Origin of the sequence: Aminobacter sp. UC22_36 (genome assembly GCF_044056035.1) — a bacterium.
In the GTDB taxonomy this organism is placed as follows: Bacteria; Pseudomonadota; Alphaproteobacteria; order Rhizobiales; family Rhizobiaceae; genus Aminobacter.
On record NZ_CP171996.1, the window covers coordinates 663,795 to 678,341 of the forward strand.

The 14,547-nt window shown below is 62.8% G+C and carries 8 protein-coding genes and 1 pseudogene; 3 read left to right on the forward strand and 6 right to left on the reverse strand.

Features of this window, described 5'->3' with window-relative positions:
- Positions 1 to 197: 197 nt before the first annotated feature.
- On the forward strand, positions 198 to 1,355 hold the full coding sequence (locus ACHMW7_RS06295) for a hypothetical protein (RefSeq protein WP_395449458.1): 1,158 nt from the start codon (positions 198 to 200) through the stop codon (positions 1,353 to 1,355).
- Between the two features lie 286 nt (positions 1,356 to 1,641).
- Here the strand turns inward: ACHMW7_RS06295 and ACHMW7_RS06300 are convergent, their stop codons facing one another.
- The 5 genes and pseudogenes from ACHMW7_RS06300 to acs all read right to left on the reverse strand — a co-directional run bounded on the left by ACHMW7_RS06300 (position 1,642) and on the right by acs (position 7,526).
- Positions 1,642 to 2,037, reverse strand: a complete 396-nt coding sequence (locus tag ACHMW7_RS06300; RefSeq protein ID WP_395449459.1) for a carboxymuconolactone decarboxylase family protein — start codon at positions 2,035 to 2,037, stop codon at positions 1,642 to 1,644.
- The gene (locus ACHMW7_RS06305) at positions 1,985 to 2,404 is read right to left on the reverse strand and encodes a MerR family transcriptional regulator (protein ID WP_395451276.1); all 420 of its coding nucleotides are present in this window, start codon (positions 2,402 to 2,404) and stop codon (positions 1,985 to 1,987) included. The genes ACHMW7_RS06300 and ACHMW7_RS06305 overlap by 53 nt, the downstream gene beginning before the upstream one ends.
- Positions 2,405 to 2,550: 146 nt before the next feature.
- Positions 2,551 to 3,899 (reverse strand): annotated as a pseudogene (locus ACHMW7_RS06310) (ABC transporter substrate-binding protein).
- 323 nt (positions 3,900 to 4,222) lie between these two features.
- Entirely contained in the window at positions 4,223 to 4,975 is a 753-nt protein-coding gene (locus ACHMW7_RS06315) for a creatininase family protein (protein ID WP_395449460.1), read from the reverse strand.
- A gap of 595 nt (positions 4,976 to 5,570) precedes the next feature.
- On the reverse strand, positions 5,571 to 7,526 hold the full coding sequence (gene acs, locus ACHMW7_RS06320) for an acetate--CoA ligase (RefSeq protein ID WP_395449461.1): 1,956 nt from the start codon (positions 7,524 to 7,526) through the stop codon (positions 5,571 to 5,573).
- Positions 7,527 to 7,834: 308 nt separating this feature from the next.
- Here acs and ACHMW7_RS06325 point away from each other — a divergent pair, with 308 nt between their 5' ends.
- Entirely contained in the window at positions 7,835 to 8,107 is a 273-nt protein-coding gene (locus tag ACHMW7_RS06325) for an usg protein (RefSeq protein WP_184768056.1), read from the forward strand.
- 201 nt (positions 8,108 to 8,308) lie between these two features.
- The gene (locus ACHMW7_RS06330; RefSeq protein WP_395449462.1) at positions 8,309 to 9,415 is read left to right on the forward strand and encodes a branched-chain amino acid ABC transporter substrate-binding protein; all 1,107 of its coding nucleotides are present in this window, start codon (positions 8,309 to 8,311) and stop codon (positions 9,413 to 9,415) included.
- A 111-nt stretch (positions 9,416 to 9,526) separates the two neighbouring features.
- Here ACHMW7_RS06330 and ACHMW7_RS06335 read toward each other — a convergent pair whose 3' ends face one another.
- Positions 9,527 to 14,149, reverse strand: a complete 4,623-nt coding sequence (locus tag ACHMW7_RS06335) for a putative Ig domain-containing protein (protein ID WP_395449463.1) — start codon at positions 14,147 to 14,149, stop codon at positions 9,527 to 9,529.
- Positions 14,150 to 14,547: the final 398 nt, after the last annotated feature.

Genomic DNA, 14,547 nt, shown 5'->3' on the forward strand with positions numbered 1-14,547 from the left:
GTGATCGCAGCGGCAATTTTGCCATTCTGGGCGGGATCACCATTCCCATGCTTGCCATGGCGGCCGGCTACGGCATCAACGTGGCCCAGCTTCACAATGTCAAATCGGGCCTGTCGCAAGCAGTCGATGCCGCCGTGACCTCGACGGCGCGCGACCTCACCACGGGCAAGATCAAGGCCGAGGACGCGGACCAGACAGTGGCCGCGTTTGTCGAATCCAATGCGGCGAGCCTGCTTGCGCCTGGCGAAAAGGTTGTTGTGGGCAAGACGCTCGTCGACCGCTTGGCGGGCACCGTCCAGGCGACCGCCTATATCGACGTCAACGTGTTCTTTCCGCTGTTTGGCGGTGCCAACAAGCAGCGCATTTCGGCCACGACCGCGTCGCTCTACTCCGACAAGCGCATCGAAGTGGCAATGATGCTCGACGTCACCGGGTCGATGAAAGGCCAGAAGATCTCGGATTTGAAGACCGCCGCCAAGAACGCGGTCAATACTTTTCTGACTGGCCAAGACGCGGCTAATCCGCGGATACGTGTCGCCATCGTGCCCTATGCTGAGGCGGTCAACGCTGGCAATCTTTCCGACGCCGTGTTCGTTGAACAGGAAGGCAAGTCTGACGTGCCGCCTGCGATAGATACACCGCAGGCAGCGTCGGCCAGCAGCGGAGGGGATGGCTGTGCAACTGAGCGCAAGGACAAGGACGGAGCTGCGGATTTCAGTGACGACGGCCCGTACACTGAACGCCAGAACAATAAGGGCAAGACCTACCTGGCAAGGGTAAATCGCGATGATCGGTTGGAGACATGTCCTACTGCGAAGCTTGTTGCGCTTACCACCGATGCGGCAAAGCTGACCGCGACCATCGACGGGTTCAAGGCCAACGGTGTGACGGCGGGCGGTATTGCCGCGCAATGGGGATACTACATGCTGTCGCCAAAATGGCGTACGGCCATCAAGGATGCTGGTCTTGGCGATGGGCCGGCGGACCATGATCCGCAGAAGGTTGCCAAGGTCGCCATCCTGATGACGGATGGCCAGTTCAACACAGCCTTTGCGGGTGTGGGCGACAAATATACTCCGCAAGGGCCGCAGGGTGCCAAGTCCAGCAGCTACGCCGAAAGCATCTGTGCCAACATGAAAAAGGACGGCATCGAGGTCTTCGCTATTGGCTTCGACCTGGACAACAAGGGCACTCCCAAGTCCGAGAGGGAGGCGGCCAAAGCAGTCCTCAAGAATTGTGCCACTGCGGATTCTGGCTCGTTGAAGCGCTATTTCGAGGCTGGGACGGGCGCCGAACTCGATGCGGCGTTTCAGACCATCGCCCGCAACATCGAACGACTGGCGCTGACCAAATGACGAAGCGCCCAAGAAAAAGGCCGCCCTTCTTGCGAAGGAGCGGCCTTTCCGTGTTTCCGTCCATGGCGCGGTCTCTGGCTTATGACCAAGAGGTCACCAGCCGCGCTTCTCGCGCCTTAACGGGAAGACTGCTTCCCGAAAGGGCAATCCGCTGAGGCCACGTTTAGGAAAACGAAATCACTCGACATCGGATCACCTCCTTTCAGTTCGTTGAACACATCAGCAAGGTGGGGCCTTTCCAGCGTTTTGGCAAGTGCGACCATCGCACTAGGCCGTTGGTACGAGATTATGCTGCCAGGCTGTGCTCTTGCTGAAACACCTCTTTGGCGGCGAACAGGCCGTTGAGCGCTGCCGGAAAGCCGGCATAGACCGCCATCTGCATGATGATCTCGACGATCTCGTCACGGCTCAAGCCGACATTCAGCCCGGCCTGGATATGCACCTTGAGCTGCGGGGCGGCATTGCCGAGTGCTGTCAACGCCGCGATCGTTGCGATCTCGCGCGACCTGAGGTCTAGGCCGGGGCGCGAATAGATATCGCCGAACGGAAATTCGATCACGTAGCGGGCGAAGTCGGGGGCAATGTCGGCGAGGGAATCGACGACCTTTTGGCCGCCTTCGCCGTCGATTTCAGAGAGTGCGCGTGCGCCGCGCTCGAAGCGGCTTTCGCTTGATTTGGTCATGTAGCGTCTCGATCCTTTTTTCTGCATCGGCGTAGCCCGATATCTTGGCGTCGAGAACGAGGAGGTTGGCCTGAAGGTCGGCGACATGGTCCCGCACCTTATGGCGATGCGCTTCCAGCAAAGCACGGCGCTCGGCGTCGGTGGCTGGGCCTTTCGCGCGGAGCGCCGCATAACGCAACATTTCGCGGATCGGCATGCCGGTGGCCTTGAGCCGGCCGAGAAATTCGATCCAGGTGAGGATCGACGCGTCGTAGTCGCGCTGGCCCGATGCGTCCTTGTCGGGCACAGGCAAAAGGCCGATCTGCTCGTAGTAGCGGATCGTGTAGGCGGTCAGGCCCGAGCGTTTTGCGAGTTCGCCGATCTTCATGAACAACCTTGTCTCGTTACGACGCTCACGATGCTAGGTGTTCGAGCGCACTCTAAGTCAAGGCCGATTTTTAGAAGGCTTTCGGGCGAAGATAGTTGCCCCTCGCATGGGTGGCGCGAGGGGCAAAGTCGAATGTCCTCGAACGGCTACTCAGCCAGATCGACAGTCTCGAAGCGGTGCGAACCCAGCGGGTCCATGACATAGCCGCTGACCTTCTTCGACATCGGCAAGGACACCGTCGAGTGGTCAAGCGTCGCCCATGGCGCCTGTTCCTTGAAGATCAGCTGCGCCTGTTCGTAGAGCTTGGCGCGTTCAGCCTGGTCGACCGTCGTGCGCGCCTTCTGGAGCAGATCCTCGAATGGCTGGTGGCACCAGTTGGCCATGTTGGCGCCGCCGACGCCTGAGCAGGAGAAGAAGTAGGACAGCAGATTGTCCGGATCGCCATTGTCGCTGGTGCCGCCGAGGATGATCGCACCATCGCGCTGCTTGTCGCGGGCGCGCTTCAGATATTCGGCCCATTCGTAGGAGACGACCTCGACGCTGACGCCGACCTTCTGGAAGTCGGACTGGATCAGTTCGGCAACGCGACGTGCATTGGGCATGTAGGGCCGGCTGACCGGCATCGCCCAGACCTTCATCTTCAGGTCCTTGACGCCGGCACCATCGAGCATCTTCTTCGCCGCCACCGGATCGTATGGATCATCGACGACGGCATTGTTGTATCCCCACATCGCCGGCGGGATCGGGTTCTTGGCGACTTCGCCGAGATCCTGGAACACCGCCTGGAGGATAGCCTTCTTGTCGATCGCCATGTTCAACGCCTTGCGCACCTCGATCTTGTCGAAAGGCGGGGTCAAGGTGTTGTAGGCGAGGTAGGCGACGTTGAGGCCCGGCTTTTCCATGACGACAAGGTTGGGGTCGGCCTTGAGGCCGGAACTTCCGCTGGCGCGGGATAGGCCGCGACCTGGCATTCGCCTGCCTTCAGCCGCTGCATCCGCGTGGTCTGGTCGGCGGTGATGGCGAAAACGAGTTCGTCCAGCTTCGGCTTGGCGCCCCAGTAGGTCGGGTTGGCCTTGAACCGCACCACGGCATCCTGCTGGTAGCCCACGAACTGGAACGGCCCGGTGCCGATCGGCTCCGAATTGAGCTTTTCCGGTGTGTCGGCCGCAGCGAGCTTATCGGCGTATTCCTTGGAGACGATCGAGCCCAGGTCCATTGCGAGGTTGGAGAGAATCGACGCGTTCGGCTGGCTCAGCACAAGCTTGACCGTGAGGTCGTCAACCTTGGAGATGTCCTTGACCGTCGCCTGCATGTCCATGCCGGCATACATTTCGTAGTTCGCACCGGTGACGTACTGATGCCAGGGATTGTCGGTGCGGTACTGACGGTCGAAGGAGAGCACCACGTCGTCGGCGTTCATGTCGCGCGTCGGCGTGAAATAGTCGGTGGTCTGGAACTTCACGCCGGGCCGCAGCTTGAACGTGTAGGTCAGCATGTCGTCGGAGACGCTCCAGCTTTCCGCGAGACCGGGGACAAGGTTCGTCGTGCCGTTTTCGAATTCGACCAGCCGGCTATAGATCGGCTTCGACGACGCATCCCAGGTGCTGTTGGTCGAGTAGAGCGCGGGATCGAAACCTTCCGGCGCCGCCTCGGAACAATAGACAAGCGTTTTGGCCGAGGCCTCGGCACCGAGAAAGCCAAGTGCGGCGGCTGCGACCGAAAGACAAAGGGCAGCCCGAACCGAGCCGCGTTTCAAGGAATTCATCGGGTTTTTCCCCTTCAGGTGTTCTTGGATGCGGACGTGTTGGTGCAATTGCGTCAGTCGGCACGTCCGGCGCGGATGTCGAGCCCACGGCCCGGCCGCCAGACGGCGTCGGGCTGCGTCCACAGGACCGGGTCGACGATCAGCTTGGCGAGTTCGCGGGCCTGAAGTTCGAGGAAACGTTCGCCCTTTTCCGCAGTGCCCTTGGCGGGAACGCCCCATGTGCCGGTGTTGGGCGCGCGCTCGGAAAATGAATAGAAGCGATGCGCGCCATGCGGCGCCTCGTTTCTGCCAGCCTCAATGGTGAAGGCCTCTTCGAACTTGTCTGATTTGACCGTATCGGGCGAGATCGCCAGCATCACCGACGCCTCGCCCTCGCAGGCGTGCTTGGGACCGTTGTCGGTTTCAAACAGCGCCGCCGTTTCCGCCGGCGCCAGCATCCATGGCGTCGTGTAGACGATCGGCATGGCGAACTCGACCGCCAGTTCGCGTGTCGACATCGCCAGCGGGTCGATGTTGCCGCCATGGCCGTTGACGATGAGCAAGCGCGTGAAGCCGATCGCTTTCAGCGACCGGACAATGGACTTCAGCACGTGGAAATAGGCGGTGTAGTCGAGGCTGATCGTGCCGCCGAATGGCAGATGATGTTCGCTCATGCCGAGCCAGAGGCCGGGAAGCACCGCCAGTGGGACATCATTGGCAACCAGGCGCGCGCCGCGCCTGGCGGCGGCCTCGGCACTTGCGGTGTCGGTGATGACAGGCAGATGCGGGCCGTGCTGCTCCAGCGAGCCGACCGGCAGGATGGCCATGGCATTTCCACGCGCGGCGATCTCGCGCAATTCGGGGGGCGGTCATGCGCGCCCACTCAACTTCCCGTGCCATGAAGCCTCCTGCCTCGTATGCGAAAATTATTATTCTATAGGAAAATATTTTTCTTAATTGAGCGAATTGTCAATAGCTGCGGAACGAGGGCGGGTTGGACCAAGGGCCGAAGCCCGCCTGAACGCCGCTTTTGGACGTCGAGATTTGATGCAGCGCTACCGGGATGCAGTCACGGCCCGGGCTTTGGCGGAATGGAATTGGGGCAGGCGTGCATGCGGATCGTTTCGATCCTGGGAATCCCGCTGACAACGTCAGCGGGGCCACGGCGGCATCACGGGGGGAACTTGATGTGAAGATGCCGGTCGAACTGGTGCAGGCCCGGACGTGCAAGCAGGTCAGTTCCTGCGCCGAGGTGGTGGAGCTTTGGTGCGGCGGCTACGGGTGGCCGACGCCGACAAGGACGGCATTCCCTGCGAGAACGTCTGTCCGTCGAAAGAACTGGTCGATGAGTTGCGCCATCAGATCGGCTGCTGAGCCGTAGGGAAATCCCCTCGCATCGTATGATGCGAGGGGATCGCGGACTTACGCCCGCTTGTTCTGCCTGTTGGCGACGAGGTCGTCGACGACAGCCGGATCGGCCAGCGTCGAGGTGTCGCCCAATGCGCCGAAATCGTCCTCGGCGATCTTGCGCAGGATGCGGCGCATGATCTTGCCCGAACGGGTCTTGGGCAGGCCCGGCGCGAACTGGATCTTGTCGGGCGAGGCGATGGCGCCGATCTCCTTGCGGACATGGGCGACGAGTTCCTTGCGCAGGTCGTCGGTGGCCTCGATGCCGGACATCAGCGTGACGTAGCTGTAGATGCCCTGGCCCTTGATGTCGTGCGGGTAGCCGACGACGGCGGCTTCCGAAACCTTGTCGTGGCTGACAAGTGCCGACTCGACTTCGGCGGTGCCCATGCGGTGGCCGGAGACGTTGATGACGTCGTCGACGCGGCCGGTGATCCAGTAATAGCCGTCGGCGTCGCGGCGGCAGCCGTCGCCGGTGAAATACTTGCCCTTGTAGGTGGCGAAGTAGGTCTGGATGAAGCGCTCGTGGTCGCCATACACGGTGCGCATCTGGCCCGGCCAGGAGTCGGTGATGCACAGATTGCCGTCGGCGGCACCCTCGAGCACATTGCCTTCGTTGTCGACCAGCTCCGGCTTGACACCGAAGAACGGCCGCGTCGCCGAACCCGGCTTGAGGTCGGTCGCACCCGGCAGCGGCGTGATCAGGATGCCGCCGGTCTCGGTCTGCCACCATGTGTCGACGATCGGCACCTTCTTGTCGCCGACGACGTTGTAATACCACTCCCAGGCTTCGGGATTGATCGGCTCGCCGACCGAACCCAGAACGCGCAGGCTCTTGCGCGACGTCTTCTTGACGTGGTCATCACCGGCACCCATCAGGGCGCGGATGGCGGTGGGCGCGGTGTAGAAGATGTTGACCTTGTGCTTGTCGACGACGTCCCAGAAACGCGATGCGGATGGATAATTGGGCACGCCCTCGAACATCAGCGTGGTGGCACCATTGGCGAGCGGACCATAGACGATGTAGCTGTGGCCGGTGACCCAGCCGACATCGGCGGTGCACCAGTAGATGTCGCCGTCATGGTAGTCGAAGACATACTGGTGGGTCATCGAGGCGTAGACGAGATAGCCGCCTGTCGTGTGCAGCACGCCCTTGGGCTTGCCGGTCGAACCCGAGGTGTAGAGGATGAACAGCGGATCCTCGGCCTTCATCTTCTCGGGCTTGCATTCGGCTTTCACCGAGCGGACCTCGTCATGGTACCAATGGTCGCGGCCCGGCGCCCAGCCGATCTTGCCGCCGGTGCGGCGCACCACCAGCACGTCCTTGACCATGACATGATGCTTGGCGGCGATGTCGATCGCCTTGTCGGTGTTTTCCTTGAGCGGGATGGCCTTGCCGCCGCGCAGACCTTCATCTGATGTGATGACGAAGGTCGACTCGCAGTCGACGATGCGGCCGGCGAGCGCGTCGGGCGAGAAGCCGCCGAAGACGATCGAATGGATGGCGCCGATGCGCGTGCAGGCGAGCATGGCGTAGGCTGCCTCCGGGATCATCGGCATGTAGATGGTGACGCGGTCGCCCTTCTTGACGCCGTGCTTCTTCATCACGTTGGCGAGGCGGCAGACGTGCTCGTAGAGCTCGTTGTAGGTGATCTTCTTGTCGTCGTAGGGGTTGTCGCCTTCCCAGATGATGGCGGTCTGGTTGCCGCGCTTCTTCAGGTGGCGGTCGATGCAGTTGTAGGAGACGTTGGTCAGGCCGTCCTCGAACCACTTGATCGACACCTTGCCGTCGAAGGAGGTGTTCTTGACCTTGGTGTAGGGCTTGAACCAGTCGATGCGCTTGCCGTGCTTGCCCCAGAACTTGTCGGGGTTCTTGACGCTCTCTCCATACCATTTCAGGTAGGTGTCGTTGTCGATCAGCGCATTCTTCTTCCACGCCGGCTGGACGCGGTGGACACGGACTTCGGACATTTTTCTCCCATCCTCCCGGAAACGATCCGACGGCTCCTTGCGTCCGGCGGACGGCGGCGTTGGAGCCGCGTTGGCGCGCATTATTAGCAATTCGCGCCGCCTCACAATATTAGACCTTGGATTTGGCCACGGTCTTTCCGTAGCGGCAAATCGCCGCCGCTATATAGCTATCAGCAATGCCAGAGGTCGAGTGCTAAAGTGCTGATTTCTTGGAACTATCATATGCGCATTCCGTTGTTTTAGCAGGCGGTTAACCATCACGGTTCAGATTCATGCCGTGGAGGAACTGTTCGACACGGAAGGCCAGCATGCGCGACGCTTCTGAACTTGAACTGATGCTCAAGGGCTACGGCCTGACGACGGCCGAGATCCTCTATCACCTGCCTGATCATCCCCATGTGCTGCAGACTTTCATCTGGCAGGACTACGACCTGGCGCCGAAATTTCCGATCCTGTTCAGCTTCATCGATTTCTGGCGCGCCAAGCTCGATGGACCGCTGCACTCGGTGCATTATACCCACCGCAAGCTGATCGCGCCCAATGAGTGGCGCAAGGTCGACGGCGAGTTCGTGCTGCACTGAGCCTGTTCATGGCGACGGTGCCAACGTCCTGATCGGGCGTGAACTTTCCCGTGTCGCCGCCTCCTGGCGCGCTGGGCTGGCACAAATCAATTGCGGCTTTCGGGACGCTGGGCCGATTGCGGCCAGCTCGCGGGGCGGGTATTCCCGCCACCAGAGCTTCCGCTGCGCCTTCGAGGCCGGCGGGTAAAAGGGAGAACTATGATGAACATGAAGATCCTTGCGGGCGTCTCGCTTGCAGCACTTATGGCCTTCGGCTCCACCGCGCACGCCGATATCACCATCGGCCTCGTTGCCCCGCTGACCGGTCCTGTTGCCGCCTATGGCGATCAGGTCAAGAACGGCGCCCAGGCGGCTGTAGATGCCATCAATGAAAAGGGCGGCATCCTTGGCGAAAAGATCGTGCTGAAGCTTGCCGACGATGCCGGCGATCCCAAGCAGGGCGTTTCGGCGGCCAACCTGCTGGTTGGCGAAGGCGTGAAGTATGTCGTCGGCCCGGTGACTTCGGGTGTGGCGATCCCCGCTTCGGACATCTTTGCCGAAAACGGCATCCTGATGGTGACGCCGACCGCAACCGCGCCGGACCTGACCGCACGCGGCCTGACCAATGTGCTCAGGACCTGCGGCCGTGACGACCAGCAGGCTGAAGTCGCCGCCGCCTATGTGCTCAAGAACATGAAGGACAAGCGCATCGCGGTGATCGACGACAAGGGCACCTACGGCAAGGGCCTGGCCGAAGCCTTCAAGAAGGCGATCAATGCCGGCGGCCTGACCGAAGTCCAGCAGAACTCGCTCAACCCGGGCGAGAAGGATCTGTCGGCGCTGATCACCCGTCTCAAGGCCGACAATGTCGACGTCATCTACTTCGGCGGCTACCACCCTGAGGGTGGCCTTTTGGCGCGCCAGCTGAAGGACGGCGGCGTCAACGCAGTGATCATCGGCGGCGAGGGTCTGTCGAACACCGAGTTCTGGGCGATCGGCAACGAAGCCGCCGCCGGCACGCTGTTCACCAACGCAACCGATGCACTGAAGAACCCGGCCTCGGCCGATGCGGTCAAGGTGCTGAAGGACAAGGGCATCCCGCCGGAAGCCTTCACGCTCAACGCCTATGCCGCGGTTGAAGTGCTCAAGGCTGGCATCGAGAAGGCCGGCAAGGCCGACGACACTGCAGCGGTTACCGCAGCGCTCAAGTCAGGCGAACCGATCGCCACCGCCATCGGCAACCTGACCTACGGCGAAAGCGGCGACCTGACCTCGCCGAGCTTCTCGCTGTTCAAGTGGGAAGGCGGCAAGATCGTCGCTGCGGAGTAATTTCCGGGATAGGTGAAGCAAAAGGCCGGGACGCAAATCCCGGCCTTTTGTATTCTGCTTGGGCAGCTCGTCGCACCTTGGTCACAGGACCGGCTGCAGCCCCAGTTCTTTTCAGAACCGGTGGTCGAAGCGCAGCTTGCCGCCCCAAGACTGGAAGTCCTCGTTGCCGAGACCGTCATAGAAGACCGAGCTGGACACTGACGACGCCGATTGGGACGACGCCGATTGGCCGGCAAGCCTGAAGCCGATCTCGCCGCGGCCGCGCAGGCCGGTTTCGCCGAGGCCGGGCGTGGAGGTTGCCGCCGTTGCGGTGTTTTCCTGCTTGAAGGTCCAGATGCCCTCTAATGTCGCGAAGGGCTCGAACAACATGCCGTTGGCAAGTTCCATTCGGTAGCTCAGGCTCGGGCCGAACTCTAGGGTTCCCGTGGCGATCGCAATCGCCGGGATGTCGAGACCAAGGCCGTCGACATAGGATTCGGTCTCTTCCTCGAAATAGGCGAGCTTGGCTTTTGGGGTGATGCGCCAGCGGTCGATGTCGTACTGGCCGATCAGGGCGAGCGAGACCAGCCAGCGGGTAGCGTCGAGCTTGTCGGTGTAGGTGCCGAATGGCGACACGTCATTGGCCGACTGGCCCCAGGCAGCGCGGCCGTCGAGGAACAGGTTGTCGGTCAGCCGGGCGGTGACATACGGTCCCAGAAGATAGCCGGTGCCCGATATCGTGCTTTCGTCCGATCCGTCCATGTCGGTCCAGTCGAGCTGGGCGCCGAGGCCGATCAGGATGCGTGGCGTCACCAGATAGTCGACGCCGGCATGCATGATGCCGAAGCGGCCGTCGCCACCATTGGCGTCGAAGCGGGCGAGCTTGCCCTCGATCCAGATATCGAAGGGCGCGGCCATCGGGTCGGTCGCAGCACTGGTTTCAGCTACGACACCCTGTTTGGTTTCGAGCGGCCAGGGCCTTGCCGGCGGCTGGGCGTTTTCGCCGAATGCCGTAACTGGCATCGTTTCGGCCATCCCCCTGCGCGGTCCGATGGGCAGGTTGTGTGCGGAGGCGACGCGGGCATCGGCCGTGCCTTGTGCCTGCGCGCGGCGCAGGCTGTAGCCGAAGGAAGCCTCGTTTTCGGAGAAGGACAGCGCAAACGGCATCCGTTCATCGGTGAAGCCGAGGCCGAAGCCCGAAACGCCGCCCTGGCCGGTATAGGCGCCGGTCAGCCGCTCGATGCGGCGGTTGGCGTCGGGCTCGTTGGCGAGGATCAGTTCCGAGCGCGCTTCAAGGAAGCTGCCGATCAGGCCTGTCGTCTGGGCCGGATCGGCACCCGAGATGGTGCAGCTGATGACGGCACCCGCCGTGACCGAAATCGTGCCGGACAGCGTTGATGGGTCGATGCTGCTCGCGGGGTCCGTGCAACTGACAGACGCGATCTCGACGCCCGCCGGCACGGAAACGGCGATGCTGTGATTGCCAACTGGCACCGTCAGTACGCCCGAGGTGCCGCTGCCGGATGCCGTGTTGACCGTGACGTTGAGTGCCGGCTCGCTCGAGGTGAAGCCGAAGGCGCCGTCGGTGGTGCTGCTGATCAGCATCGTTACCTGGCCGGGCAGGCGCTGGGTGACAGTGACGGTGAAGCTGCCTGTCACGGTGTTGTTGGCGACGTCGCGCGCTTCGTAGCTGTTTGTCGTTGTGCCGAGCGGGAAGGTCGCACCCGATGCCAGGCCGGCGGTCTGGGTCACTGTCGTGCCTGCCTGGTTGTCGGTCGCGGTCGGCAAGGTCCAGGTGGCGATGGCGCCGGTGACCGGAAAGTCGACCTCGATGACGATGTTGGCGGGCATGCCGACGAGGGCCGGCGGCAAGGTGTCGGTGACGGTCAGGCTGTAAGCGACAGCTGCGCTGGTGAACGGTCCGCCGGGTGTCGGGCTGGCATCCGTGGCCGTGACGCTGAAGTTGAATGTTCCAGTCGCTGTTGGCGTTCCCGACAGGACACCTGATGTGCTCAGGCCAAGGCCGACTGGCAGCGCCCCGCTGGCAACCACGAAGCTGTGGCTGCCCTGGCCGCCGCTGGCGGTGAAGGTCAACGCGCTGTAGGCGACACCCGGTTCGGCGTTGGGCAAGGCACCGCTCGCCGGCGACGTCACGGTGACGACCGGGTCGGCGACCGTGATCGAGTAGGCCTGGCCGCCGGTGAAGCCGTGCGCGTCGGTGGCCGTGATGGTGAAACTGGACGTACCAGCAGCCGTCGGCGTTCCGGAGATGTCGCCGGTGCCGCCGAGGATCAGGCCATTAGGCAACGTTCCGGCCGAGACCGAATAAGTGTAGGGCGCCGTACCGCCCGAGGCACTGACGCTTGTCGTGGCATAGGCAAGCGCCGTCGTGCCGGCCGGCAGCGTGGTCGGCGACAGCGTGATCGTCGGTGCCGCGACCGTCAGGCTGTAGGCGACCGGCGTGCTGCTGAACGGCCCGCTTGGCCCAGGGCTGGCGTCGGTGGCGGTGACGGTGAAGTTGAAGGTTCCCGCTGCCATCGGCGTGCCGGACAGGACCCCGGCCGGAGACAGGGTGACGCCCGCAGGCAGCGCGCCGGTCTCGACGAAGTTGTGGCTCCCTTGCCCTCCGCTGGCGGTGAAGGTCTGGCTGTAGGCGGTTCCGCCGGTGGCTGGTGGCAACGCACCAGCCACCGGCGAGGTGACGGTGATCACCGGGTCGGAGACCGTAATGGCGTAGGCCCGGGCGCCGGTGAAGCTGAGCGCATCGGTGGCGGTGATCGTGAAGTTGTAGGTCCCCGCTGCCGTCGGCGTGCCCGAAAGCACCCCGGCGCTGGTAAGGGTCGTCCCGGTCGGCTGTGTGCCAGCGGTGATGGCGAAGGTGTGAGGTGTCGTGCCGCCGGTGGCGGTGATCGTCTCGCTATAAGCAAGTGCGGTTGTCGCGTTCGCAAGCGTGGTCGGACTGACGGTGATCGTCGGCGCGTTGATCGTCAGGCTGTAAGCGACGGGCGCGCTGCTGAATGGGCCGCCGCCGATCGCCGGGCTGGCGTCGGTTGCGGTGACGCTGAAATTGAACGTTCCAGCGACAGTCGGCGTGCCGGACAGAACCCCTGCCGGGGAAAGAGTGATGCCGGAAGGGGTGGCTCCGGCGGTCATCGCGAAGGTGTGGGTTCCCTGTCCGCCGCTGGCGGTGAAGGTCTGGCTGTAGGCGACCCCGCCCGTCCCCGCCGGCAAGGCACCGGCCGAGGGCGATGCTATCGTGATAACCGGATCGGAGACCACGAACGTATAGGCGGTGGCGGCCGCGAAGCCGAGCGCGTCGGTGCCGACGATCGTGAAGTTGAAGGTCCCAGCCGCCGTCGGCGTACCCGAAAGCACCCCGGCGCTGGTAAGAGTCAAGCCGGTCGGCAGTGTGCCAAGGGTGGTGAAGCTGTGGGGTGTCGTGCCGCCTGTCGCCGTAACTGTCTCGCTGTAGGCCACGGCCGTCGTACCATTCGGCAATGACGCCGGGATGACGGAAATCACCGGTGCAGTGACGGTCAGGGTGTAGGCGACCGGCGCGCTGTTGAACGGCCCGACCGGTCCAGGACTGGCGTCGGTGGCCTGCACGCTGAATCCGAAGGTTCCCGCCTCCGTTGGCGTACCCGACAATAGCCCGGCGCCGCTGAGGGTCACTCCGGCTGGCAGAGTTCCCATCGTGAGAGCGAAGCTGTGGCTGCCCTGGCCGCCGCTGGCGGTGAAGGTCTGGCTGTAGGCGACGCCGCCAGTCGCCGCCGGCAAGGCACCGGCCGCGGGCGCCGTCACCGAAATGGTCGGAGCCAGGATGGTCACCGTGTAGACTTGTGTGATGGCGAACGGCGCCGAAGGACCGGTGCTCGAATCTTGCGCCCGGACGGTGAAGGTGCTCGCCCCCATGCCAGTGGGCGTTCCCGAGATCAGTCCAGTTCCCGAATCGATGGCGAGGCCGGCCGGCAGCGTGCCGGATGAAATGCCATAGCTGTAAGGTGCTGCGCCGCCCGACGCCGTTGTTGGTTGGCTGTAGGCGACGCCATAGGTCCAGTTGGGCAGGCTGGCTGGGTTTAGCGCCAGGGTGGGCGGGCTGACTGATATCGTCACTGTCGCCGGTGCCGAGGTTCCGGCCACGTTGGTGGCTGTGTAGGGGAAGCTATCCGGGCCGGAGTAGCCCGCTGTCGGCGTGTAGGTGATTGTCGTCCCGGAGGCTGTGGCTGAGCCGTGACTGGCCGCAGTCGCGACCGCAACGCTGGTCGGTACGCCACCCGCTATGTTCAACGTGATCGGGTTGGCGGAACTGCCATAGGCCACGGTTGCGCCGACATCATTGGCAACCGGTGTACTGGGTGCGACGGTGAAGCTGAAGTCCTTGAAACCGCTCAGCGGGACGTTGCTGAGGCTGCGGGTCGAGTCGCTGACGGTGACCCGGAAATTGAATGTTCCCGCCGCGGTCGGCGTGCCGCTCAAAACGCCAGCGGTCGACAGGGTCATACCAGTAGGCAGCGCGCCGCTGGTAATGGCATAGCTATAGGGGCCGTAGCCTTCCGTGGCCGCCAAAGTCTGCTGGCTATAGAGAGTTCCCTGTGTGCCGTTTGGAACATTGGCATTGGTGATGTTGATCGCCTCACCGCCGACGGTCACGGTGACGGTGGCGATCAGGAAATCGTTGCCAGGGCAGTTCGTGACGTTGCAGAACTTCAACGTGAAGGTGTCGGGGCCGGTCCAATCGACGGCGGGCGTGTACACAATTTCATCATAGGTGGATTCTGTGGCCGCCCGAAAAGTGGCGCCACCTGAAGTCCCAGGCCCCGGGAAGCTGTGGGTGGTGGGATTTGGGAGTATTCCACTGCTAATAGCCGGGTAGTTTGGGTCGCACGCTGCGAACGTGGCAGCGTTTTCGGTTGCGCTCATCGTGTAGGTAAAGGCAGCTGATTGATATGGCACCGAGAAGTTGATGGTGCACGTGCCTCCGGCCTGCGCTGCCTTTGGCGAGGCGATCAGCAGCAAAGCTGCAATTGTCAGTGATGCCAGAAAGAAAATGGTCGAAAATGCCAGAAGCGCGCGACCGCACGCAGCAGTTGCCTTCGCAAATCCAGTCATTGCCCCCTCTAACTCCTTCGGGCAGAAGGCGTCAGAACCCATGC

Bases quoted from the DNA above. Each gene is read 5' to 3' on its own strand.
- ACHMW7_RS06315 (WP_395449460.1), bottom strand. From the start codon at position 4,975: ATGGCCATCCTGCCGGTCGGCTCGCTGGAGCAGCACGGCCCGCATCTG.
- ACHMW7_RS06300 (WP_395449459.1), bottom strand. From the start codon at position 2,037: ATGACCAAATCAAGCGAAAGCCGCTTCGAGCGCGGCGCACGCGCACTC.
- ACHMW7_RS06330 (WP_395449462.1), top strand. From the start codon at position 8,309: ATGAACATGAAGATCCTTGCGGGCGTCTCGCTTGCAGCACTTATGGCC.
- ACHMW7_RS06305 (WP_395451276.1), bottom strand. From the start codon at position 2,404: ATGAAGATCGGCGAACTCGCAAAACGCTCGGGCCTGACCGCCTACACG.
- ACHMW7_RS06325 (WP_184768056.1), top strand. From the start codon at position 7,835: ATGCGCGACGCTTCTGAACTTGAACTGATGCTCAAGGGCTACGGCCTG.
- acs (WP_395449461.1), bottom strand. From the start codon at position 7,526: ATGTCCGAAGTCCGTGTCCACCGCGTCCAGCCGGCGTGGAAGAAGAAT.